The organism is Simplicispira psychrophila DSM 11588 (assembly GCF_000688255.1).
GTDB classification, from domain to species: domain Bacteria; phylum Pseudomonadota; class Gammaproteobacteria; order Burkholderiales; family Burkholderiaceae_C; genus Simplicispira; species Simplicispira psychrophila.
In genome coordinates this window covers 55,148-80,201 of the sequence record NZ_JHYS01000001.1, presented here as the reverse complement: position 1 = coordinate 80,201, position 25,054 = coordinate 55,148, and the positions used below count along the sequence as shown (strand labels likewise).

Genomic DNA, 25,054 nt, shown 5'->3' with positions numbered 1-25,054 from the left:
TCAGGGGGCAGGGTGATTCCAGCAGCGCTGGCCAATGGGCTTGGTGCGCAGGCTGGGACGCTCTGCATGCCGTGCGGCTGGCAGTGCGGCCTGCTCGGAGGGGGGCGCAGTCAGCGGCAATGTGGATGCCATGGCAGCGGCAGACGACTGGAGCGTAGGGGTTGCAGTAGGGGCGACAGGCACGGCTGGTATTGCCGACGCAGGCGGCTGGAGCAGGCTGCTGTAGTCGGGCAAGCCCTGGCGGGCAGCGTTGTCCAGGCCTTCGAGCAGGGCGATCATCCCGGTGCCAGAGCAGTCGGTACTCTGGGCGGTAAAGAGTTGCGCCACCGGCACATCAAACAGGCGCTGGAGCGCAGATTCGATGTCGGGTTCGCGGCAGGCAAACAAAAACACATATATGGCGCTGTGGCTGGCCGTGGCCAGATCGCCGTCGCGCGACATTTTGCAGGCGTGCAAAGCGATGATGTGCGGGATGTGCGGCGCTATGTCCAGACGCACCATGCTGTGGCCCAGGCCGATGTCTTGCGTGCGCGCCAGCATGTCGCGCACCAGGCGTGAAAATTCGGGTGCTGGCTGATAGCCCCGTGTTGGCACGGGCATGAAGGCATCCAGCGCCTGTTGGTAATCGGGGTTGACCGGGCGTATATAGCTTTGATGGCGGATATCCTGCAGCAATTGCAGCAGGCGCGAAAACCCCTGTTCGCGGTAGAAAACGGCGTTGGCGCCCAGTTGCAGCAGGGCTTGCTCGCTGTGCGAGCGCAGCTTGCCGGCGTTCTCTCGCACCACGATTTTCAGGGTGGACGGGCGCGTCAGGCGCAACTGGTGCACCAGGCGCGCGCGCTCTTCAAATTCGTTGCTGTTGCCCGCGTCCAGCAGCACAGTGGCGCCCACGCTTTGCGCTGCCGCCGCAGCCACATTGTCCAGCGTATCGACGAGGTGCCAGTGCTGCGGTACGCCATGCTGCTGGGCCACGGCGGCACGGGTAGCAATCACGGCGCGCTGGTCGGACGCTTCTATCAAGGTCTGGCCTTGGCCCTCGGTGCGGCTGCCGTCATAGCACAGCTGCTGTGTCTGTGGGTCCAGCGTGAGGCCAAAACCGGTCTGAAAGACAGCGCCGCTGTCGCTGTTCCAGCGCTCAAAGTGCAGGGCGGTGTGTTCTGTAGTGGTGCTGAGCGTGGCGATGTGCAAGGTCATGTTGCACAGCCCTCGCAGCATTGGCAGGACATCGGTGTGGTTTGCCACTGCGACATCTGGGCCTGCATCCGGTGGTGGGGCAAAGCCCAATACGACCGGCTGTTGGCGCCCCAGACACCATACGCGCAGCTGTTCGCCCACGCGCTGCAAAGACACCAAGTCCAGGCCGATGAACAGGGGCTGCGCCTCCATGACATACAAGGCGTGGTGGGTGTGCAGGCCGACGACTTCCAGTTCTGCGATCAAGGGACGCAGCCCCTGTGTGCGCAACTGCTGCTGCAGGTCGGGCGCCACGGTCCATATCACCAGCTGTCCTTGCGCATGGGCACTGTGCAGCGCCGCATGGGTCAGCAGGCGGTCAGCCCACTTCTGGGTGGGTGCGAGTAGAAACACGCTGGTGGCAGACACTGCATCGGCCAGCAGGGCCGGGAACCACAGCGCTGCACTGCGTGCGTCGCGTGCCACCAGTGCTACAGGGGCGCCGCGCGGCAGTTGCTCCATCCCGTCGGGCAACGCACCTACACCCAGCCCGATGGGCTGCACCGGGCGGGCGGGTCGTGCCAAGAAGTGGCGCCCACTGCTGGCGAGGGCGCGCAGCAGGCTGAAAAAATCCAGTCGGGGCCCAGGTTTGTGGGGCAGTCGCTCTGGGTGAGAAGCAGGCATCTCAGAAACTGGAATAGGTTTGCACCGGGCGCGGGCGATTTCCTGAGGGCGCCAGTACCGGGTCAAAACTGTAGCGGACGTAGAGCAACAGGTTGGTGGGCGCGTAATAGGCCGATCGGTCTATGTCGAGCTGTGCACCCATCGTCAATTGCCGCGATAGGTCGTATTCGACGGCACCGCGCAAGGAGCGGCCAAAACCGGTGCTGCGGCTGCCAGCATACACCGGCTGATCCCCCAGATTGCTGGCCTGTGCTTGCAGTGCCGAATGGTCTGGAAAAAAATTGGACGCCGCGCTGGAGCTGCGCGACACCGACACGGCGCCGCGCAATAGCCACGTCAAGTCGCCCTTGCGACCGCTCCACTCCACGGGCAGCGCCAGTGACACGTAGTTCCGCGGGCTGTAGTAGCCGCCATGCCCCCAGCTGAACTCCGACAAGTCGTGGCCATAGCGCCAGGCCGACAGCGCCAGCGACACGTTGATGTTGCTGTGGCGCGACTGCCAGACATCGCGGTCTGCCGCCCAGCGCACCTGCAGGCGCGTGTTGTTGCGTACGTTCTGGCCGGTGAGCAGGGCATAGCTGGCACTCAGCGAGGTGCTGTAGGGGCCGATATTGGTAGACACCCGGCCTGATGCGCCGGTGGCCACCACGCCGCCCCAGACCTGACCGGTGACGGGGTCGTTCGCTCCGGCGTAGGTCATCAGGTTGCCAGTGAGGGGCCGGCGTGCCAGGGCCATCTGGTAGTTGATGTCCTCGGTGCTGTCGCTGTAGGAGACGCCGCCCACCCAATTGGTCACCGGAAAACCAATGCCGGTCACGCCGATGTCCCATTCCACCTTGTCGCCGACAAAGCCAAAGCCGACATTGGTGGCCGAGTTGCGTTGGCGTGCGCCACCGGAGCGGTAGTCGTTGCCGGGCCACGCCGCTACCTGGCCGTAGTTGCGTGCATCGTCCCTGTTCTGCGGTAGCTTGCCCGCGTCCAGTTGTACCTGGTCAACGTGCAAGAAATAATGACCGTCATAAACTCTGGGCATCCAGGCCACCAGGGGCCGCTCCCAGCCATGCAGACTGGAGATGCCTTCCGTGGCCTTTTTTTGCATTGTTTGCTGCCCGCCTTCGATCCAGACTTGGCGGCGCGCTTCGATGGCGTTGATTTCAGTGGTGATCTTGGCCAGAGTTTCACTGTCGGTGCTGGCCGGAGCCAGAGCCTGAGACGGGACTGGGGCCGCCACCATGACGACGGCATTGTTCGCTTCCTGTGTCCAGGCACGCTGGAACAGGGCCACCGCCTGCGCATAGTGGCGATCGGCACGCTCCAGCCGTGCGGCGTGCAGCAGCACGTCGGTATTAGCGGGTGCCGATTGCAACAACTGCAGCAACAAGGCCCGCGCTGGCTGCATCTGTCCGATGCGCTGCCACAGGCGCAGCAGGGCCAGCTGCTGGTTGGTCTCGGTGGTGGGCAGGTGCTGCTCCAGCCAACGCGCCTGGACTATGGCTTCTTCGCTGCGCTTCTGGCGTGATAGGGCATCACCCAGCGCCAAGCGCAGTGGTGCGTCGTTGGGCAACTGCGCTACCAGCGCCTGTAGCAAAGGGATGGCATCAGCGTATTCGCCGGCTGCAGCCAACAACTGTGCCTGCACGCGGCCCCGCTGCTGCGCAGTCTGGGTGGCGTCGCTGCGGGCGTCAATGTCCGGCAACGGAGCGCGTGCCAATTGCACGGCTTGTTGCGTACCCCCGGCGGCGCGCTGGCGCTCGATCAGGCGCTCCTGGTGGTTGCCATACAGGGCCAGCAGCTGCGCTTCTTGCGCACTGCTCCATTGCAGTTGCGTCAGCAAGTGGGGCAGGCGCTCCTCTACGGCAGCGTCATCTTGTGCGCGGTGCAGCAAGGCCGCATAGTCGAGTTGCACTGGCGCTGGCAACGGCCCGGCGCGTTGTTGCAGTCGGTCAAATACTGCTACGCCAGCGGCCGGCTGGTTGCGCTTGAACCAGGCATTGGCCACGGCGTACAGCAGGCTGGCATCGTCGCGGGCCAGTGCCTCGGCACGCTGCAGTAAGTTGTGGGCATCGGTGGTGCTGGCGGGTGTGGCGGTGCTGGTGGCCTGCGCTATCAGCTGGTTTACCGAGGCGCGCTGCACCAGTTCCTGCATCCCTTCACTGCGCGCTGCGGGTGCAATGTGTTGCATGTCTGCCAGTGCGCCGGCATTATCGTCCAGCGCGCTGCGGATCAGGGCGCGCGCATAGCGCATGGGCGCCGCTTCGGGGGTGAGGGTGATGCCTTCGTTCATGGCGCTGTGGGCTTCCTGTGGCAAACCCAGGCGCACATACAGTTGCGCCAGGCTGTGGCGCGCCCACGGGTTATCGGGTTCCAGTGCCACGGCAGTTTCCAGCGCGCGCAGTGCGGCGCCGGGGCGCTGCGCTTGCAGGAAGGCTTTGGCTTGCTCTTGTAGCAGATCAGCACGCGTGCTAGCCAGTGTGCCGGCCAGCGTGGTGTCGGTGGCGGCGGCCTGCTCCAGCAGTGCCAGCGCTTTGTCTGGTTGGCCGCTGTGCGCATACACGCTGGCCAGGCCTTTAAGGGCCGCGCTGTTGCCGGCTTCGTGCTGCAGGGCTTGTTCGTACAGCGTTTGCGCCTCGGGCAGGGCGTTTTGCAGTGCGCGAATGTCGGCCAGGGTGCTCAGCGCTTCCGGGTTGTCTGGCTGCAGCGCCAGCGCCTTGCGCGCCAGGCTGACGGCGGTGTCGAGTTCGTTCTTGTCCAGCGCCACATTTGCCTGGCGCAGCAAACCCCAAAAGCGCGCGGTGGCCTGCAGTTCCGACCACTTTTGTTCGCCTGACAGGGCAAAGGCCTGGCCGAACAGCTCCTGTGCCTGGGTATGTTGTCCTTGGCGCAGCCGCATCAGTCCCAGGTTGCCAATACTTTCAGCATCGCGCTGGTTCAGCGACAAAACCGTTTGGAGTTTTTCTTCGGCCAGTGCCATGTTTTTCTGATCCAGCGTCTGCAGCGCCACGTTACGCGCTCCATTGGCCGGTTCTTGCGCCCGCTGCTGCCCGCGCTCTTGCGTCTGCTGCAGGGCCGCCAATCGCTCGACGACGGCCGTGTCGCCTGGAAAACGGCGCAAAAACTGCTGCGCTGAGCGTAAGCCGGCAGCGTTGTCGCCTTGTTGAACCAGTGCCCGGCGCCACAGTGCCTGCAGCCCCGGGGTGTCCACGTCAGTGTGTTCGGCCAGCGCTTCAATGGCCGCCAGCAGCGTCTGCGCGCGCGTACCCTGCGCCAGTTGCATGTCCAGCAAGGCCAATTGGTAGCGCGATTCGCCCGTTTGTTGATAGATCCGGTTGAGCTGTGCCTGTGCCTGTGCCTGCGCCTCGTCGCCAGAGGCACTGCCGATGATCTGAAAATATTCCAGTGCCAGATTGCCAATCGTCGGTGGGCCGGCTGGAAACAGCGCGCGTGCCATTTGCACGGCCTCCTCTTGGCGGCCCGCACGCGCCATAAGGCGCATTTGCGCCAGTTTTTCGCGTTCGGGACCATACACCCGCACCAGTACCTCCAGCTCTTGCGTGAGTGGGTTCTTTGGGTGTTTGGTGCGCAGGGTGGTCAGGATGCGCTGCGCTTCTTCTGTCTTGTTTTCGCGCAGTGCCAGATCCCCCAGGGTGGCCAGAGCGATGGGCGAATAGGGGTCGGCCAGCAGCATTTTCTGCACCAGCTGGCGCGCCAGATCGGTGCGATTTTTTGTCGCCCACATTTGTGCGCCGCGCAACAACTGGGTCTGGGCGTCGGGTGCAGCCTGTACTTGCATCTGCGCTGGCCCGCTGGCTAGGCAGAGGGCCGCCAGCACGCTCCAGCCTGCGGCCTTCAGAGGTGAGTTACTCATCAGCGCTGCCACCGCACCTGCAGCTGACCCGCCGCAGAAAATTGGTAAAAACCTTCATCCCAGCCCATGCCAAACAGCCCCAGTGCCTGTTCGTAATAAGCGTTCGTGCGGATTGGGCGCGCTTCGATCCGCGTGCGCTGTTCCTGCAAGGCCGTATTTTCTTTTTCGGCCTGCAAAAAGGGCAGCATGGCTGCAGAAAACGCCGAGGCGGCCACGCCGCTGCTTTTGCCGCTCAGGATGTCAATGGTTTCGGGCGGATGGCCCTGTTCGCGGACCAGGCGCGCCATCGGCGCCAGCGCATCCAGTACGCGCTGGCGATCGGGAGCGTCGGGGTGCAGCATACCGGCCCACAAATACACACGAATGGCGTTGTAGCCCCCTTGGCCCTTTTCTGCCCCCTCGGTGTCCGGCAGAAAGCCCTTGTTTGCGTCGTACAGCGTCCAGTCCGGAGTAAATCCTTTGGGGGACGCACCAATGAGGATGTCGCGTGAGCTGTGCACCAGTGCACGCCATTCGGGTTGGGGCTGGGTTTGGGCCAGCCATTGCATGACTTGCAGCGGCATGTAGCTGGGGTTCAGGCGCCAGCGGTTTTTGCCTTTGGTAAAGCCTTTGGGCGCTGGCAACAGAGTGCGGCCCAGGCCGGGCAGGTCGGCGGTTTCTTCGCGCAAAATGCGCGCCGCCAGCAGGCTCGACAAGGCGCGGTAGCGCCGCTCGTTCCATAGGCGCCCGGCTTCGCCCAGGGCGTAAGCCATCCACACATCGGCGTCCGAGGCCGGGTTGCTGTCCATCACGTCCCAGCTGCCATCCACGCGTTTGCCCCATAGCCAAGCGGGCAGCTGCGCTGTCATGTCGCCGGCACACAGGTTGTTTTCCGTCCACGCCAGAATTTTGTCGAAGGCCGGGCGGTCGTTGGCCACCAGGGCAAAAAACAGGGCGTAGGCCTGTGCTTCGGAGTAGGTTTGTCCCGTGCCCTCGGCGCCTGACAGAATGCGTCCGCCTTCCTGCATGAATTGCGTGCGAAAAATTTCCCAGGCTGGCCAGGCAGGTGTGCCTGGCGCTGTGCTGACCGATGCGCTGGCCGATGTGGTGACCGCTGTACTGGCGGCTGTGCTGGCCGGCGCTTGTGCCGCCACGCTGTGCAGCGGCAGCAGCAGGGCGCACAAGCCGGTGTGTAGAATTTTTCGACGCAGTGGCAAATCAGCCATGATCCCCCCTCAGACGGCGTGCCGCCATGGCGCGCAGGGCGCCGTACACGATAAAAGTGACCAATAAACCCGCACCAATGCCCAGCAAGGCGAGCAGCAGCGGGTGGCTGTGTAAATGAAACCACAGCCACTGCCACCACGGCAGATCGCCGACGTAATACACCGGGTGGATGCGAAAGCTCTCGATGGCGTCGCCGCGCAGCAGGCCCAGATCGCCGCGCAGGAGCTGGATCTTGCCCGAGTCGCTCAGCCCGCTGCTCACCAGTGCCATGGCGGCGCTGTCGCTGGCGGTGAGGGCTACCACGCTGCGTCCCTTTTGCACGGGGGATTCAAATCCAACGATGGCCGCTAAAGGGCCATCACCTGTCAGGGTGGTGCGCCCGCCAGAAGACGACAGTTGGATTTCAGATTCCAGCTGAAACAGTTGGATGAACGAGCCCATCGTCCGCTCCAGCGACGCCACCGAGCGCGAGCCGGCCGCCACCAGGGCTGGCAAATGCTGCTGCCACTGCGCCAGCAGTCCGTCGCGATCGCCCTGCGCCACGAGCAGAATGTCGGTGTCGCCTGCCTGCTTGATTTGTGCCGCCGTCAGCAGCTGAAAGCGCGTGCCGGGGTAACCGGTTGAGGCACTCATGCGGCTGATGGCGGTCAAAAACACCTGGATGTCGGCGATGGTCGGCTGGTTGGGCAAGATGACGGAGGTTTGCGCCAGATCGGGCACGCGGGTGAATGGAAAGCCGCTATTGGCATAGGCCGCCAGATTGGGCATGGCCAGATAGTGGTGAAAGCCGGTCAGGTCGATGGTCGATTGCGGGTCGATGGTAGCCACCCGTTCGCTCGGTTGCGTCGAGCGGCAATGCCCCATGTCATTGGGCGGAATTTCAAAGGAAAACTGCAACTGGTTATCGCCGCCCAACATGAAAGCAGGAATCTGCAGGTTCGAGCGCGCTTGCACATTGCTGTCGTCAAACAGCGGTAGCAATACCTTGTTTTTGCCACTGGGTTGCATGCCCCGCGATGCCAGCGGATAGCTTTGAATGAACTGGTTGTTGATGGATACATTCAGCGTGCCGGGATCGGCATCACTGCCGGGCGTGTGGCGGTACTTCAGATCCAGCGGCACCCCTTTGGCGTTCCAGGTGAACAGATCGGGCGCCATGCGGGTGGCGATATTGACGGTGTCGTTCAGCGCCGCACCGCGTACTTGCAGCGCAGAGGCGTTTTGCACCAATTCGGCCAGGTGCACCGGGCGCTCACTGGTAAGCCAGCGCGGGGCGTCGTAGGGACGCGTCGGCGGTGGGTATTTTAGCGCTGTGACGGTCATGCTGGAGCCAGACAGGGCCGCCTTGCCCAGCGCCAGCGCATCGGCCGCCATTTGCAGTTGGGCGGCGTCCTTGCCCAGTACCAGCAGCAACTTGGCGCCGGGTACGGTAGGGTGGGCCAGCATGGTCAGCGTCGGCTGCGTAATGGGGGGCAGGTCGTGCAGGAACGCCGGGCGCTGGTCGTTGGTGGCAAACACCACGGCATGGCGCTGTGGCAACTGGTCCTCAAACACCGAGAAGTGGTTGCCCCGGTAGTCGGCCAGCATGCCCATCCAGCTGGCCACCGAGCCCGAGGCCTTGAGTACCGCCATGCTGGGCTGTTTCGGATAGACAAAGGCCAACTGTAAGGGCTGGTTGTCGCGCGGATCAAAAAAGGGCGCCGGCAGCAAGGCCAGGTCGTCGCGCTGGGGCAATTGGCGCAACGACAGCACCAGGGTGCTCTCGTTGCTGACGCTGGCCCACAGGCTGGTGTGGGACGGGGTTTCGCACTCCATCGTGTAATGGCCAATGAATTGAAAGCGAAACCGGTTGTAGTCGGTGAAGTAGCGCGGATCAATCTCCAGATCCACCATCTGTGGCACGCCCAGTTGATCCTTGTTCAGCACGACGGTCTGCAACAACTCATCGTTGAGCAGTACCTTCAGGTGCGACAGTGCGGGCAGCAAGGACGGCGACAGTGTGAAAGTCACGCGCAGCCGGGCGAACTCGACCAGCTCGTCGCGCCGCACGCCCACGCTGAAACTGCCCTCACTCTCCATGCCGCGCAGGGTTAGCGGACTGCTCACTCCCAGATTTTTGAAGCTGCTTTTCCAGTGGCGCAGTCGCAGCAGCGCTGCGGTCTCCACGGCAGGTGCTGACAGCGGCGCTGCGCTGGTGTCAGCGAGGACCGGGGTGCTTTTGCTTGGGGTGGATTTTTCCTGGGCACTGGCCAGCGGTGTCGCTGCCATGCCACACGCCAAGAGCACTGCAAGCCAAGGCGCTGCAGCAGATTGATTACGAGTGATCACTGAATAGTTTCTTTGAGAGCGCCTGAAAACATGCCTGCGCCACCACAAAAAGGGTGCGGGCTGGGGATGTGGATCCAAATTTTCATGGCTGCATCAAAGTGTATCGATAGTTTTGCATGGTGCCGTTAGCTGACGATGGTTGAAATTATTTCGGAGGCATTGTTGTTTTTTGATTGGAGGCCCTCCCTTGGGCCGTCCACCCCTGTAAAGCAGCGCCGTGGTATCTTGCCGGCCGCACAGGGGCCGTGTTGTGCACTGGCCCCTCTTTTTCTTCGACTACAGGACGGTTTTCACGCCATGCTTGCCAAACGCATCATTCCCTGCCTTGACGTGACCGGTGGCCGCGTCGTCAAGGGCGTTAATTTTGTTGAACTGCGCGATGCCGGTGACCCGGTGGAAATTGCCGCGCGCTATAACGAACAGGGCGCCGATGAGTTGACCTTTCTCGATATCACCGCCACCAGTGACGGACGCGACTTGATCCTGCACATCATCGAGGCCGTGGCCAGCCAGGTGTTCATTCCGCTCACCGTCGGCGGCGGCGTGCGCACCGTGGACGACGTGCGCCGTCTGCTCAACGCCGGCGCCGACAAGACCAGCTTCAACTCGGCCGCGCTGGCCCACCCGGAAGTCATCAACGCCGTGTCAGCCAAGTACGGCGCGCAGTGCATCGTTGTCGCCATTGATGCCAAGCGCCGCACTGCCGAGGACGCGCAGCGCCTACGCGCCAACGGCCAGCCCGTAGGCGCCGGCTGGGATGTCTACAGCCACGGTGGGCGCAAAAACACCGGCCTGGACGCCGTCGCCTGGGCCACCGAGATGGCAGAGCGCGGCGCGGGCGAAATTTTGCTCACCAGCATGGACCGCGACGGCACCAAGTCCGGTTTTGACTTGGCGCTGACCCGCGCCGTCAGTGACGCCGTCAGCGTGCCAGTGATCGCCTCGGGCGGCGTCGGTACGCTGGACCACTTGGCCGACGGTATCCAGATCGGCGGCGCCGACGCGGTGCTGGCCGCCAGCATCTTCCACTACGGCGAATTCACCGTGCAGCAGGCCAAGCAACACATGGCCGCGCGCGGCATTCCAGTGCGCTTGTAAGGGCCTCGTAGGTTGGGTTGTACTCAACCCAACATCCCCAAATCCCAAATCCCAAATCCCAAATCCCAAATCCCAAATCCCAAATCCCAAATCCCCAACAGCGACATAAATGTTGCAACATATGATCAAAACGGCTTCTAGCCCTTTAACTGCGTGCGCTTGAAGCTATTGATTTAATAGTGATTTGCTGGGGTCTACGGAGAGTGAGCCCTCATCGCCCCATCTCCTCTCGCACCGCGGCCACTTGGCGGCGCGACACCGCCAGCAACTCGCTCAGGCCGTGCAGGCGCACCGCCCAGCCTTCGCCTTCTTCAGGGTCGTAGTGCTTTTCCAGCGCGCGCACGGCGCGGCGGGCGACCAAGGCGTTGCGGTGGATGCGCAAAAAATCAGCGGCGTGGCGCGCTTCGAGATCGTTCAGGGTGCCGTCCAGGATGTAGCTGCGCGCGGCGGTACGCACCGTGACGTACTTTTGTTCCGCCTTGAAATACAGCACCTCGGCCAGCGGCACGCGCTCGGTGCGGCCCCGGTCCTGGATCAGCAGTGCCTCGCCGCTCGCCTGCGTGGCGGCGGGCAGCAGCGCCAGAACGCTGGGCGCGGCGCGCTGTACCTTGGCCAGCGCCTGTTGCAGGCGCTCGCGCCGTACCGGTTTGGTGAGGTAGTCCACAGCATCCAACTCAAAAGCGCTCAGCGCATGGTCGGTGTGCGCCGTGACAAATACGATGGCCGGTGGATAGGCCAGCGTGCGCAAGTGGTGCGCCAGCGCCAGCCCGTCCTGACCGGGCATGTGGATGTCCAGTAGTGCCAAGTCGCAGGCGCGTCCGCTGGTCGGTGCCAGCCAGTCCAGGGCTTCGGCCGCCGTAGCGGCTTCGGCGACATGGTGGCGCGGGCTGTCGCTGCCCTCGGTCAGCAGGGTGCGCAGGCGGCTGCGGGCCAGCGCTTCGTCGTCAACGATCAGGATGTTCATGGGGCCGTCGGCGTGCTGGGGCGCGGGGTGGTGGAAGAGGGTGCCGGGCCGTTGCCGGGGCGCGGTGCGGGCAGGACCATGCGCACCTGGTAGAGGCCCTCCTGCACGCCGGCGCTGAACTCGCCCTGCACGTCGTGCAGCAGCGCCAAGCGTGCGCGCACATTGGCCAGCGCGATACCGTGGCCTTGCGGCGCAGTGCCGTCGCGCAGGGGGTCACCGGGCAGGGTATTGGTGATGCGCACCAGCACCCGGCTGCCGCGCTGCTGGGTTTGCACGCGCAACTTGCCGCCGTGCGCACTGGGCTCGACGCCGTGTTTGACCGCGTTCTCTACCAGCGGCTGTAGCAGCAGCGGCGGCAAGCGCGCACCATCGGCACGCGGGTCGATGTCCCATTGCACTTGCAGGCGCGTGCCAAAACGCACTTGCTCGATGTGCAGGTAGCGCTTGGCCAGCGTAATTTCTTCGCCCAACGTCACCGCCTCGCCCTGCTCGATCAGCGCGTGGCGAAACAGGTCGCTTAAATCTTCCAGCAGCGACTCGGCCTGGGCTGGATCGTTGCGCACCAGGGCGATGGCGCTGTTGAGCGTGTTGAACAAAAAATGCGGCCGGATGCGCGACTGCAGCTCGACCAGCCGTGCCGTGGTGGCTGCGGGCGTTCTGCCGCGGGCGCGCAGCACCAGGGCGGCCACCAGCGCCGCTGCCAGCAGTGCGCCGCTGGCGCTGCTGGCCAGCCAGGGCGGGTGCGCCACCACGCCGGCCAGCGCCAGCATAGCGCAGGCATACAAGCCGGCCAGCGCCCCCAGCGCCACGCCGGCAGCGTACTGGCCACGGGTGCTCAGGCGCTGCAACAGCGTCTTGAGGCTGCAGGCGGCAATCAGCCAAGCCAGCGTGGCCGGCAGGGCGCCGCCAGTGAACAGCGACAGCCGCGCCAGCCAATCCAGCAGCGTGTCAACGCCATATATCGCACCCACGCCCAGCACGGTTTCCACGAACAGCACCGCCCGCAGCACCACGCCGACTTCGCAGGCGTCAAACACCAGCGTGCGCCGTACCTTGCCGTGGTCGCGGGGCCTTGCGGCCGCAGATTGCGGCTCAGGGGGCGGGGTCGATAAAATTTGCGGGTTTTGCATTGCGGCATCCGGGCGTTCCGGGTGTCTGTTCCATCGGATTATTGCCACATCATGTCTACCAGCTCCCACAGCCCCAGCGCGTCGCCGTCCCACAACCAGCTCGATACCAAGGCGCAGGCCTGGTCGGCGCTTTTCTCGGAGCCGATGAGCGACTTGGTCAAGCGCTACACCTCCAGCGTGTTTTTTGACAAGCGCCTGTGGCAGGCTGACATTGCCGGCAGCCTGGCGCACGCTGACATGCTGGCCGCGCAAAACATCATCGGCGCGGACGACCACGCTGCCATCCAAAAGGGCATGGCGCAAATCGCGCAAGAGATCGCCTCCGGCGCCTTCGACTGGAAGCTCGACCTCGAAGACGTGCATCTGAATATCGAAGCGCGCCTGACGCAACTGGTCGGCGATGCCGGCAAGCGCCTGCACACCGGCCGCAGCCGCAACGACCAAGTCGCCACCGACGTGCGCCTGTGGCTGCGCGATGAAATCGACCTGATTGCCAACCTGCTGGTCGAGTTGCAACAAGCGCTGGTGGCGACTGCCGTGCAGAACATCGACGTCATCCTGCCTGGCTTTACCCACCTGCAAGTGGCGCAACCGGTCAGCTTTGGCCACCACCTGTTGGCCTATGTCGAAATGTTTGCGCGCGACGCTGAGCGGATGCAGGACGTGCGCCGGCGCGTCAACGTGTTGCCGCTGGGCAGCGCTGCGTTGGCCGGTACCACCTACCCGCTGGACCGCGAGCGCGTGGCGCGCACGCTGGGCATGGTCGATGCCAACGGCGACGCACGCGTTTGCCAAAACAGCCTGGACGCCGTCAGCGACCGCGACTTTGCGATTGAATTCACCGCCGCCGCCAGCCTGTGCATGGTGCACATCAGCCGCCTGAGCGAAGAGCTGATTGTGTGGATGAGCCAGAACTTCGGTTTCATCCAAATTGCCGACCGCTTCACCACCGGCTCGTCGATCATGCCGCAGAAGAAAAACCCCGACGTGCCTGAGCTGGCGCGCGGTAAAACCGGCCGCGTCGTCGGCCATTTGATGGGCCTGATCACGCTGATGAAGGGCCAGCCGCTGGCCTACAACAAAGACAACCAGGAAGACAAAGAGCCGCTGTTCGACACCGTGGACACGCTGAAAGACACGCTGCGCATCTTTGCCGAAATGGTTGGTGGTCAGCTCAACCCAACCACCGGCGCCAAGGAAGGCGGTATCACCGTCAATGCCCAGGCCATGGAGGACGCGGCCAAAAAAGGCTACGCCACCGCCACCGACTTGGCTGACTACCTGGTCAAAAAAGGCCTGCCGTTCCGCGACGCCCACGAAACGGTGGCCCACGCCGTCAAAGCCGCGCAGTCGCACGCCTGTGATTTGTCCGAGCTGCCGCTGGCGGTGCTGCAGGGATTTCACCCCGACATTGAAAAAGACGTCTACGAAGTGCTGAGCCTGCGTGGCTCGCTGAACGCGCGCAATACGCTGGGCGGCACCGCGCCAGCGCAGGTACGGGCGCAGATTGCGCGGCACCAGGCGCGCCTGGGCTGAAGCCGACAGCAGCCGGCGGGAGTCGGCTGCAGGCCGCTTACACGCCAGAATAAGGGTAAAAATTGCCTTAGGCGCTTATGTCTATTGCGCTAGTAGCTATTGTTTTTGATGTGGAGATGCTGTTTATTGGCTATGCGCTCATAGCTTTTAATTCAGCGTTCAACGCAGGCGATTCTTGGTACCCGTGTGATGGCCGCTACTGTTTATTGGTTCGGTTGCCAACATCTTTTGATGTGTCCGTTTCTGATCTGCCTATTCGGCAGTGAACCGTTTATCCGAGCTGTCTATGCGGCACTGAACTTTCTGAGCTACCTATGCGGCAGTGAACGAGAGTGATTGTTACCTGAAACCTGTTCGGATAGGAGCTAAAAACAGTCGATGATCAGCGCTGAAAAGCCAGACACCGATTTAGGCTATGAAGCTCTGGTGCGGCTTTCATCCGCATTTCTTTTATGCGCATTTTTTGTGATTGTCCCGGATGTGATAGCCCATCCACTGACCGTAAGCATGTTGCTGATCATTAAAGAACTGTATGCAACGGGATATCTGTATATGGCCTACCACCGTGCAATTGGACTTGGTGCAGGTCAATTTCCAGCGCATCAGAGTGGTTAGCATAGACAACTTTTAACCCACCGCGAGTTGCACCTGTGCCACCTTTACTGCTCCTGATCTCCGCTGTAGCGGCTATTGTTGCTGCCCTGGCCTGGTGGAAACTCAGTCGTTCGGCGCCCGCCCCGAAGCCCCCTTCGGCGGTGCCGCGTCCTTTGGCCCAGCCTGTGAGTCAGACGCCCGTGGCGCCACCAGCGCCACCAGCGCCGCCTGTCCCTGCCGAAGAGCCCCCGCCACCTGCAGCTCCCGCCTCTGAACCCACCGTCGCACCCGAGGCATCGGCGCAAGCACCCGAGCCGCTGGAGGCTGCAGAACCAGCAGAACCAGCAGAACCAGCAGAACCCGTAGAGCCGGTAGAGCCTGTAGAGGAAATACCCGCTGCGTTGACCGCCTTTTCCTGGACGCACGAGCACGAATTGCCCGATGCGCGGCGTGATGCGCTGATGAGCGTGATTGGCGGCATTCCCTGCCCGCCGCAGTCGTTGCACCAGTTGTTGGCACCCGATTTTTTTGACCGGATCGGCCCGTCCGAGTTGACCGAGCTGCTGCGCGGTGAGCCGTTGATTGCCGCCAAGGTGCTGGCTACGGTCAACGCGCCGTTTTATGGGCTGAGTCAGCCGGTGACCAGCATCGAGCACTCGGTGGCTTTTCTGGGCATGGAAACGGTGCGTAATATTTGCGTGCAGTACCTGTTGGCGCAGGCGTTCAAGCCCGAGCTCAGTTCATCGCAGCACTCGTTCGACACCATCTGGCGTGCCAGCTCCATTGCCAGCGAGCTGGCCTTGCACCTGGGCAAGGCGCTCAATCTGCCCGACCACGGCGCCCTGGCAACCAAGGTGGTCATGGCCTTTGTTGGCCATCTGGCGACGGCAGCGCTGTTGCCGCACAACGCGGTCGATGAATGGCTGGTGCGCGGCCGTCTGGAGCGGGCCCAATTGGAGCAGGAGGTGATTGGCCTGAGTGCCGGCGAAATCGGCGCCCTGGTGCTGCGCCTGTGGGCGCTGCCTGCAGGACTGGTGAGTGACGTCTCCGACAGCAGTCGGGTGCTGGTCACGCCGGCCAGCACCTTTGACCCGCAAGCAGTGCCGTATCTGGCGCTGAGCTATTTGTGCGTCGGCCTGGGCGAGCGTCTGGCGCTGGGCGACGTGTTTGCGCTGGTCGGGTACGAGCCAGCGAGCGACGTCGTTGATGAAAATTTTTACCTGCGCGCGTATCTGAAACACCCGGCGCTGGCCGGGCTGAACGATGCGCTGAGCTCGCCCGCCCTGATTGCCGTGGTGCAGCAGATGCGCGGCACCGGCGCCACTTGGCCCTGATCCACCCTGCGCCTACAGCAGGGTGGTGCGTTGCTGCTCTGCACGCGAGGCGCCAATGGCGGTCTCAACCTGCTTGATTTCTTCGGGCGGCGGCAGCACCGCTGGCATGCCCAGGCTCTGAATCCATAACTCCCGGCACCAGCCCATGGTGTGATACAGGTGGTGCTGCTCGTCCTGCTGCACCTTGTCATAGGCGTCCTGCAGGGCTTTGGCGGTGGCGCCGCTGGCCGCTTGGGCCACTTGGCCGAGCAACTCCCAGTTGGCATGGTCCTTGGTTTCGGCCAGCACCACGCATTCACACGCTGTCAGTTCGGCCGCCGTGGGCGTACCGCTCTTCAAGGCCAGTTGCATGGCCTGGACCAGCGAATCGCCCAGGTGCTTGACCACTTTGCGCGATGGCGTCTGGGCGCTGGCATCCATGCCCAGTGCTTCGCACAGCGTGCGCACTGTGCGCTGGTGCATGCGGGTTTCTTCTAGGTATCCCTGCCATTCTTTTTTCAGATCGGCGTTCTGCGCGCACTGCAGCGCGGCCAGGTAAACCTGCTCGCCACCGAGTTCGGTTTCCATCATCTGCAGCACCAAGTCCTGCAGTTGCTCGGCGTTGTAGGATTTTTTGGTCATCGGAAAGCTCCTTGGATTGGACATAGAAAAAGGGTCAGCGGGACGGCGTCAGGTGCGGCTGACCAAGTCAGCTCCCTCAGGCCAGGGTGCGCAGCTTGGGTTCACGTTCCCATTGGCGCGTTTTGGCGGCGGCCACGAAGGCTGCAGTGTTGGACGGGGCCATCACGCCGGCGTCGGGCTGGATGCCGGCGGCCTGCAGGATCGGCTGCGAGCCTTGGCAGGCGGCAATGGCTTTGAGGTGACCAAAGGCATCGCGGAACCAGTCCACTGCAGCGGCTTCTTTCGCCAGCTTGGCGCCGCGCTCGGGTGCCAACACCGACGCCACGGCGTCGAACAGTGCCGACGGCGTCCCCGCCAGCTGGCCGTCTGCCGCCAGGTGGCTGCCATCGTCCAGCTGGGCACCACCGACCTTGGGCGCGACGATCTTCACGCGTGCGCCTTCGGCTTCGATGGCTTGGCGCAGCGCGGCAATGCTTTGAGCGCTGGAGCCGTCGTCCACCAGGATGCCGATGCAGCGGCCTTGCAGCGTGTCCTTCATGCGCGGGATGAGGGCGGTGGCGGGCGACAACGCCACGCCCTTGGCGGGTCGTGCAGCAGGTGGGGCAGGCGGCAGGGACGGCAGACCCAGCCCATCGGCCACGCGCTGGGCCAGTGATTCGTCGATGTGGCGCAGTTGCCCGACCACGGCCTCGCGCACACGCACGGTTTCGACCTTGGACAGCTCGAACACCAGCGCTGACGCCAAGTGCGCCTGCTCCACCTTGCTTTGGCTGTGCAGAAACATGCGCGCCTGGCTGAAGTGGTCGGCAAAGCTCTCGGCGCGCACGCGGCCCTTGGCGCCGTCGTCTGGGCGCTCGGCAAAGGCGTGCGTACCCACGGCCTGCGAGGCGCGCGGTGTGTCGGGCTGCAGGCTGCTCGGTTCGTAGTTGACACGCCCTTTGTGCTGCTGCATCTGCATGTGGCCGTCGCGCTGGAAGTTGTGGAACGGGCACTGCGGTGCGTTGATCGGGATCTGCGTGAAGTTGGGCCCGCCCAGGCGGATCAACTGCGTGTCCAGGTACGAAAACAACCGGCCCTGCAGTAGCGGGTCGTTGGAGAAATCAATGCCCGGCGGCACGTTGGCGGGGCAGAACGCCACCTGCTCGGTTTCGGCAAAGAAGTTGTTCGGCCAGCGGTTGAGCACCATGCGCCCAATGGTGCGCAGCGGAATGACCTCTTCAGGAATCAGCTTGGTGGCGTCCAAGTGGTCGAAGTCGAAATGCTCGGCCTCTGCTTCGGTGAACAGTTGTACCGCCAGCTCCCATTCCGGAAAATCGCCGGCCTCGATGGCCTCAAACAGGTCGCGGCGCAGAAAGTCGTTGTCGGCGGCCTGCAGCTTGACTGCCTCGTCCCACACCGTAGATTGCAGCCCCAGTTTGGGGCGCCAGTGGAATTTGACGAAGGTGCTCTGACCCTGGGCGTCCAGCAGGCGGAAGGAGTGGATGCCAAAGCCTTCGATCATGCGCAGGCTGCGCGGAATGGTGCGGTCGCTCATTTGCCACATCACCATGTGCATCGATTCGGGCATCAGCGAGATGAAGTCCCAGAAAGTGTCGTGCGCGCTGGCCGCCTGCGGGAAGGCGCGATCGGGCTCCATCTTGACGGCGTGCACCAGGTCGGGGAACTTCATCGCGTCCTGGATGAAGAACACTGGAATGTTGTTGCCCACCAGATCCCAGTTGCCCTCATTGGTATAGAACTTGACGGCAAAGCCGCGCACGTCACGCGGTGTATCGACTGAGCCGGCGCCACCCGCCACGGTGGAAATGCGCGCAAACACCGGAGTCTGCTGGCCGACTTCGGTCAGGATCTTGGCGGTGGTGAATTGCTCCAGCGACTCGGTCAGTTCAAAAAAACCGTGGGCGCCGGTGCCACGTGCGTGCACTACCCGTTCGGGGATGCGCTCGTGGTCGAAATGGGTGATCTTCTCGCGCAGGATGAAGTCTTCCAGCAGCGTCGGGCCGCGCGGTGTGGCGCGCAGCGAGTTTTGGTTGTCGGCAATGGCAATGCCCTGCTGGGTCGTCAGCACCGGGTGTGCGCCGCCGGCCTGCTGCTGTAATTCGCCGCCCTGGCCGTGCTCGTCTGTCGGTTGGGGCACCTTGCCAGCAGGAGAAGAAGCGGTGGAACGAGAGGGGGGTTTGGTGGTCATGGACATCTTTCTGTGGGACACATGGGAGGGTGCAAAAACGGTGAACGAAAGCGACTTTGTATGGTGCGCCGCAGCGCGCGGCGTGAAAGTAGGACAGCGCCAACGGGGGCTGTCAGCGTCCGGCAAACAGGGCGGGGGGCGCCATGGAGGTAGAACTTGTTACCCTTGCGGCTCTCGGAAAAGGGCTTGGCGTGAAATTTCAGAACATCCTTATCGGCACAGGCTTGAGCCTGGCATCGTTGTGTGCGCAGGCACTGCAGATCACCAGCCTGTCACCGCAGGGCGAGGTGGCGCGTGTGCAACAGGTGGTGGCCAAATTTGACAGCGCGGCGGTGCGCTTTGGCGACGCGCAGGCTGGGGCGCCGTTGACGCTGCAGTGCAGTGATGCGCAGGCCAGCCAAGGCAGTGGCCGCTGGACCAGCGAGCGCGAATGGGTATTCGACTTTGCCAACGAGTTGCCGCCCGGCGTGCGCTGCACGGTACAGGCCAAACCCGGGTTTAAATGGGCTTCTAACGCAGCATGGACGGGCGCTAAAAGCTATACTTTCAATAGCGGTGGGCCGTTTGTCCAGCGCACCCTGCCAGGCAGTGGGGAGAAGATCGATGAAGAGCAGTTCTTCCTCCTGCAACTCAATGGTGCAGCCACGCTGGCCAGCGTGCAACAGCATGTCTGGTGTGCGGCTGAGGGCGTGGGCGAACGCATTCCAGTGCGCCTGATAGAAGGCGCGCAGCGCACCGAGCTGCTCAAGACGCAGCGCGTGGACAAGCGCGCTGCCAAAGAGCCGCTGGCCTGGGTCACGCTGGCCTGCAACCGCCGCCTGACGCCGGCCGCCAAAGTGCAGCTGGTCTGGGGCGAGGGCGTGGCCACACCCAGCGGCGTGGCCAACCGGGTGGAGCAGCGCGTGACCTTTGAGGTGCGTGCGCCTTTCACCGCCGAGTTTGGCTGCGAACGTGAAAATGCCCAGTCCGCCTGCCTGCCGATTCGCCCGCTGACGCTGTCCTTCAATGCTCCGGTGTCGCGCAAGTTGGCTGGCGCCATCCGCCTCAAGTCGAACCAAGAGAGCATTGCGCCGCAACAGGCCGCGCCCGGCGAGGATGGTGCGAGTGCCGATGCGCTGGTGAATGCGGTGCAGTTTGCTGCGCCCTTCGCCGAGAACATGGCGTTCAAGCTGGAGCTGCCGAAGAACTTTCAGGACGCTGCCGGGCGCGCGCTGAGCAATGCGGCCAGTTTTCCTCTGGCGGTGGCTACGGGCGGGATGCCGCCGTTGGCCAAGTTTGCTGCGGCGCCGTTTGGCATCGTCGAGCGCTTTGCCGAGGGCCCGGACGGCCCGGCGCTGCTGCCGGTGACGCTGCGCAACGTCGAAGCCGCCACCCAAGTGCGTACGCTGCAACCCCAGGGCGATGCCCAGACCATTGCCTGGTACCGCAAGGTGCAGGCCTATGACAACTTCCTGGTGCAGCGCAAGCAGGCGCAGCGCGATACCAAAGCCGCGTTGCCCGCTGTGGTGACCGAGGACGACAAGACGCATGTGCAAGCGCGCATGGTGTCGCTGCTGGGCAGCCAGAGTGCGGCCAAGGCGCTGGAAGTGCCAGCACCGACGCGCGCCGATCCGCGCCCGTTTGAGGTGGTCGGCATTCCGCTGGCGCCGGGTTTCCATGTGGTCGAGATCGCCTCGCCGCTGCTGGGCGCCGCGCTGCTGGATGCCCAGCATGGCGCCGGCCGCACGATGTATGTGCGCACCACGGCGCTGGTGACCAATCTGGCGGTGCACTTCAAGCTCGGGCGAGAAAATGCGCTCGCCTGGGTGACCTCGCTCGACAAGGGAAAGCCGGTGGCCGGCGCGCAGGTGGCGGTGTCGGACTGCCGGGGCAAGCCGCTGGCCAGCGCCACCACCGACGCCCAAGGCCGGGCACAGTTTGACGGCTTGGCGCCCGATGCGCCCACCTGCCATGGCGACAGCGGTGGCTCGGAAGGCTACTTTGTCAGTGTCCGTCTGCAGGGCACCGATGGTGTGCCGGACATGGCTTTTACTTGGAGCGACTGGCAGCGCGGTATTGAGCCGTGGCGCTTCAACGTGCCTACCAGCAGTGCGGCCCAGCCCGACGCAGTGGCGCACACCATTTTTGACCGCACTTTGTTGCGGGCGGGCGAGACGGTGTCGATGAAGCACCTGCTGCGCACGCAAACACAACAGGGCTTTGCCCTGGCGCAGCACGAACCCGACACCCTGGTCATCACCCACCAGGGCAGCGGCCAGACCTACCAGCAAGCACTGCGCTGGCGCAAGACCGCCACCGGCGGGCGCAGTGCTGAGAGCCGCTTTGCTGTGCCGCCCGCTGCCAAGCTGGGCGTGTACACCGTGGAGTTGAAAAACAGTGGCGCGAACGGTCAGGGCGGACGCAGCTTGGGCTCGGGCCAGTTCCGTGTCGAAGAGTTTCGCCTGCCGGTGTTTGAGGGCCGCATCGGCCCGGTGGATGCCAAAGCGCTGGTCAATGTGCGCACTGTGCCGGTCAGCGTGCAGCTGAACTACGTCTCGGGCGGCCTGGCCGGACAGTGGCCGGTGCGGGTCTCGGCACTGGTGCGGCGCAAAAGCCTGCACTTTGACGAGTACGACGCCTTCAGCTTTCGCGCGCCGCAGGGCCGCAAGCAGACCACCTCCCAGGGAGAAGAAGAAGAAACTGCCGGCGAGGATGCGCGTGTGATTGCCGACAAGCTGCCCTTGACGCTGGACCGCAGCGGCGCCGGTCACGTCACGCTGGACAAGGTACCGCGCGCCAGTGCGGCGCAAGACTTGCTGATCGAAGCCAGCTACGCCGACCCGAGTGGCGAAGTGCAAACCCTGCGCAGCACCCACACGCTGTGGCCTGCGGCGGTGGTGGCGGGCATCAAGACCGAGGGCTGGGTGTCGGCGAGCGACAAAGCCCGCTTTCAGGCGCTGGCGCTGGACACCAGCGGGCGCCCACTGGCGAATGTGCCGCTGCAGGTGCAGGCGATTGCGCGCAGCACCACCACCAGCCGCAAGCGCATGGTCGGCGGTTTTTACAGCTACGACAGCAAGACCGAGACCAAAGACTTGGGGACGGTCTGCACCGGCAAAAGCGACAGCCGCGGCCTGCTGCTGTGCGAAGCGTTGCTAGACGAGCCGGGCGAAGTCGAACTGGTGGCCACTGCGCGCGACAAGGACGGTAATACCTTTGATGCGGCCGCTTCGGTGTGGGTGACGCGGCGCGGTGAGCTGTGGTTTGGTGGCCAGAACCACGACCGCATGGACGTGCTGCCCGAGCAGAAAAGCTACCAGCCGGGCGACGTCGCCAAATTCCAAGTGCGGATGCCGTTCCGCTTTGCCACCGCGCTGGTCACCGTCGAGCGCGAAGGCATTTTGCAAACCCAGGTGGTGCAGCTGAACGGCAAAGACCCGACCATCCGCCTGAAAGTGCAGGAGGACTGGGGCCCCAACGTGTATGTCAGCGTGCTGGCGCTGCGCGGGCGTTTGCGTGATGTCCCGTGGTACAGCCTGTTCACGTGGGGATACCAAGCGCCGCGCGAGTGGTGGACGGCGTTTTGGTACGAGGGCAAGGAATACATCGCCCCGACGGCGTTGGTCGATTTGAGCAAGCCGGCGTTTCGCATCGGTCTGGCAGAAATCAAGGTCGGCGCGCAGGCGCACCAGATCAACGTCAAGGTGACGGCGGACAAGGACAGCTATCCGGTGCGCGGCCAGGCGCGTATCACCATCCGCGCCACCCTGCCTAACGGCCAGCCGGCGGCGCACGCTGAAGTGGCGCTGGCCGCCGTCGATCAGGCGCTGCTGGAGCTGATGCCCAACACCAGCTGGAATCTGCTGGACGCCATGTTGCAGCGGCGCAGCTGGGGCGTCTCGACCTCGACGGCGCAGATGGAAATCATTGGCCGGCGCCACTATGGCCGCAAGGCCGTGGCGGCGGGCGGTGGTGGCGGGCGCAGTCCGACGCGTGAGCTGCTCGACACGCTGCTGCTGTGGCAACCGGCGCTGGCGCTGGACGCCAATGGTCAGGCGCAAATTACCGTGCCGCTGAACGACGCGCTGACCAGCTTTCAAATCGTCGCCGTCGCCGATGCCGGGGTCGGGCTGTTTGGCACCGGCAGCACCACCGTGCGCACCACGCAAGACCTGCAAATCATCAGCGGCCTGCCGCCGCTGGTGCGCGAGGGCGACCAGTTCCGCGCGCAGTTCACGCTGCGCAACACCACCAAAAAGCCGATGCAAGTGGTGCTGGCGCCGCGCGCCACGCTGCTCGAATTGCTGCCGAAAACGGTCGATTTGGCGGCCGGTGAAACGCGCGAATTGGCCTGGGACGTGACGGCGCCGGCGCAACGGGCGCACACGCGCTTTGACGCGCTGATCTGGGAGATCGACGCCACCGCCAAAGGCGCGAACCCGGCAAGCGATGCGCTGAAAATCAGCCAGCGCATCGTCCCCGCCGTGCCGCTCAGCGTGCAGCAGGCCACGTTGGTGCAGGTGGATGGCGCTTTCCAGTTGCCCGTCAAACCACCCGTTGACGCACTGCCCGGACGCGGTGGTCTGCAGCTGTCGCTGCAACCCAGCTTGGCCAGCGGCTTGCCCGGTGTGCGCGACTGGTGGGCGCGCTACCCCTACAGCTGCCTAGAGCAACAAGCCAGCCGTGCCATCGGCCTGGACGACAGCACGCGCTGGCTGGCGCTGATCGGGCAACTGCCGACGTATCTGGACAGCGACGGCTTGGCCAGCTACTTTCCGCCGCGCAACGGTGACACGCAACACGGCAGCGACACCCTCACCGCCTACCTGCTGGCCAGCGCCCACGAGGCGGCACGCCTGAACCCGGCCTTTGCCCTGGCCGACGAGGTGCGTGCGCCGATGGAGCTCGGTCTGATCGCCTTTGTTGAAGGGCGTATCGAGCGCACCTTCTGGAGCCCGCGCCAAGACCTGGAGATGCGCAAGCTGGCCGCCATCGAAGCGCTGTCGCGCTACGGCAAGGCGCAGGCGCGGATGCTCGACAGCATCACCGTGGCGCCGCAGCAGTGGCCCACACACGCTGTCATCGACTGGCTGAATGTGTTGCAGCGGGTGCAAGGCATCCCGCAGCGCAGCGAACGTCTGGCCGAAGCGCAGCAAATTTTGCGCAGCCGCCTGAGCTACCAGGGCAGCAAACTGGTGTTCAGCACCGCGCAGGACGATGACTGGTGGTGGCTGATGCAGGGCAGCGACGTCAACAGCGCACGCCTGCTGCTGGCGGTGATGGACCTCCCCGCCTGGAAGGCCGATGTGCCGCGCCTGGCCAACGGTTTCATGGCGCGCCAGCAGAACGGCGCCTGGCACACCACCACTGCCAACTTGTGGGGTGGTTTTGCGCTGGCGCGTTTCTCGGCGACGTTTGAAGCCACGCCGGTGGCGGGCAGCACCCAGGCCACGTTGGGCGACAGCAGCGCCAAGGTCGATTGGGCGCAGGTCAAACGCGCCAAGGCCGCGGACGCCAGCGGCGCGGCGCACCAGACGAGTTGGTTTGGCGCACCGAATGCGCCGGGTCATTTGCAGGGCAACCGGATGTTTTTGCCGTGGGGCACGGGCAAGGGCGCTGAGCCAAACCTGAACGTCACGCACCGGGGCAGTGGCAAGCCGTGGCTGACGCTGCAATCGCTGGCTGCCGTCCCACTGCAAGCGCCGGTCAATGCTGGCTACGCCCTTGAAAAGACCATCACGCCGATCGAGCAGGCCAACAAGAACCTGCCCGCTGGCCAATACACGCGCGGCGATGTGCTGCGCGTGACGCTGCAAGTCAGCGCCAGCGCACCGATGACCTGGGTGGCGATCACCGACCCGATTCCGGCCGGCGCCACCATTTTGGGCAGCGGCCTGGGACGCGACTCGGCGATGGCCACGCAGGGCGAAAAAAGCAGCGGCGCCGGCTGGTCGGCGTTTGAGGAGCGCAGCTTTGAGTCCTTCCGCAGCTATTACGAGTACCTGCCCAAAGGCACGGTGACGATGGAATACACGCTGCGCCTGAACAACGTCGGCGATTTCGCCCTGCCGCCCAGCCGGGTCGAAGCGTTGTATGCGCCGGAGATGTTTGGCGCGGCACCGAATGCGCGCGTGCAGGTATTGGCCCCTACCGAGCTATCAAGAAAATAGCTGCTAGCGCACGTCCAGCAAGTGTTTGAGGCATGAAACTAGCTATAACGCATATGAATCATGCGCTTATAGCTATTGTTTTTATATGGCTAGCTGGCCGGGCGTGCCGCACGTCGGCATCGCTGGTGCGGCTAAAGCATTGAAATGCTTGGGAATTTTCTGCCCAGCGATAATTCCAGCCAAC

At 64.0% G+C, this 25,054-nt stretch carries 13 protein-coding genes; 5 read left to right on the top strand and 8 right to left on the bottom strand.

Features of this window, described 5'->3' with window-relative positions:
- The 4 genes from bcsE to bcsB are packed head-to-tail and all read right to left on the bottom strand — an operon-like array spanning nucleotide 1 to nucleotide 9,196.
- Nucleotides 1–1,857, bottom strand: a complete 1,857-nt coding sequence (bcsE, locus tag Q390_RS18935; RefSeq protein ID WP_027994259.1) for a cellulose biosynthesis protein BcsE — start codon at nucleotides 1,855–1,857, stop codon at nucleotides 1–3.
- A 1-nt stretch (nucleotide 1,858) separates the two neighbouring features.
- Nucleotides 1,859–5,722: a cellulose synthase subunit BcsC-related outer membrane protein gene (locus tag Q390_RS0100260; protein WP_156949781.1), complete on the bottom strand. Its 3,864-nt coding sequence runs from the start codon at nucleotides 5,720–5,722 to the stop codon at nucleotides 1,859–1,861.
- The gene (gene bcsZ, locus Q390_RS0100255; protein WP_084153696.1) at nucleotides 5,722–6,927 is read right to left on the bottom strand and encodes a cellulose synthase complex periplasmic endoglucanase BcsZ; all 1,206 of its coding nucleotides are present in this window, start codon (nucleotides 6,925–6,927) and stop codon (nucleotides 5,722–5,724) included. Before bcsZ ends, Q390_RS0100260 begins: the two co-directional genes overlap by 1 nt.
- On the bottom strand, nucleotides 6,920–9,196 hold the full coding sequence (gene bcsB, locus Q390_RS0100250; RefSeq protein ID WP_245606827.1) for a cellulose biosynthesis cyclic di-GMP-binding regulatory protein BcsB: 2,277 nt from the start codon (nucleotides 9,194–9,196) through the stop codon (nucleotides 6,920–6,922). The genes bcsZ and bcsB overlap by 8 nt, the downstream gene beginning before the upstream one ends.
- Before the next feature lie 357 nt (nucleotides 9,197–9,553).
- Here bcsB and hisF point away from each other — a divergent pair, with 357 nt between their 5' ends.
- Nucleotides 9,554–10,354 carry an imidazole glycerol phosphate synthase subunit HisF gene (gene hisF, locus Q390_RS0100245; protein ID WP_027994255.1) on the top strand — a complete coding sequence of 267 codons (801 nt, stop codon included), beginning with the start codon at nucleotides 9,554–9,556 and terminating at the stop codon, nucleotides 10,352–10,354.
- A 211-nt stretch (nucleotides 10,355–10,565) separates the two neighbouring features.
- Here the strand turns inward: hisF and Q390_RS0100240 are convergent, their stop codons facing one another.
- Complete coding sequence (locus tag Q390_RS0100240) at nucleotides 10,566–11,318, bottom strand: LytR/AlgR family response regulator transcription factor (protein ID WP_027994254.1); 753 nt, start codon at nucleotides 11,316–11,318, stop codon at nucleotides 10,566–10,568.
- Nucleotides 11,315–12,448: a sensor histidine kinase gene (locus Q390_RS0100235; protein ID WP_027994253.1), complete on the bottom strand. Its 1,134-nt coding sequence runs from the start codon at nucleotides 12,446–12,448 to the stop codon at nucleotides 11,315–11,317. Before Q390_RS0100235 ends, Q390_RS0100240 begins: the two co-directional genes overlap by 4 nt.
- A 51-nt stretch (nucleotides 12,449–12,499) precedes the next feature.
- Between Q390_RS0100235 and argH the strand changes: the two genes are divergently transcribed.
- The 3 genes from argH to Q390_RS0100225 all read left to right on the top strand — a co-directional run bounded on the left by argH (nucleotide 12,500) and on the right by Q390_RS0100225 (nucleotide 15,912).
- Nucleotides 12,500–13,984 (top strand): argininosuccinate lyase, encoded by a 1,485-nt coding sequence (argH, locus tag Q390_RS0100230; RefSeq protein WP_027994252.1) that lies wholly within the window; start codon nucleotides 12,500–12,502, stop codon nucleotides 13,982–13,984.
- A 378-nt stretch (nucleotides 13,985–14,362) separates the two neighbouring features.
- Nucleotides 14,363–14,599 (top strand): hypothetical protein, encoded by a 237-nt coding sequence (locus Q390_RS19775; RefSeq protein WP_156949780.1) that lies wholly within the window; start codon nucleotides 14,363–14,365, stop codon nucleotides 14,597–14,599.
- A 164-nt stretch (nucleotides 14,600–14,763) separates the two neighbouring features.
- Complete coding sequence (locus Q390_RS0100225; protein WP_156949779.1) at nucleotides 14,764–15,912, top strand: HDOD domain-containing protein; 1,149 nt, start codon at nucleotides 14,764–14,766, stop codon at nucleotides 15,910–15,912.
- Nucleotides 15,913–15,924: 12 nt separating this feature from the next.
- Here the strand turns inward: Q390_RS0100225 and Q390_RS0100220 are convergent, their stop codons facing one another.
- Both Q390_RS0100220 and Q390_RS0100215 read right to left on the bottom strand, forming a co-directional pair.
- Entirely contained in the window at nucleotides 15,925–16,533 is a 609-nt protein-coding gene (locus Q390_RS0100220; RefSeq protein WP_027994250.1) for a hypothetical protein, read from the bottom strand.
- 76 nt (nucleotides 16,534–16,609) lie between these two features.
- Nucleotides 16,610–18,721: a catalase gene (locus Q390_RS0100215; RefSeq protein WP_211250397.1), complete on the bottom strand. Its 2,112-nt coding sequence runs from the start codon at nucleotides 18,719–18,721 to the stop codon at nucleotides 16,610–16,612.
- Nucleotides 18,722–18,864: 143 nt separating this feature from the next.
- On the opposite strand from Q390_RS0100215, the gene Q390_RS0100210 reads away from it, so the two are divergent.
- Nucleotides 18,865–24,870, top strand: coding sequence for an alpha-2-macroglobulin family protein (locus Q390_RS0100210; protein WP_084153695.1), 6,006 nt, complete (start codon nucleotides 18,865–18,867; stop codon nucleotides 24,868–24,870).
- Nucleotides 24,871–25,054 lie beyond the last annotated feature (184 nt).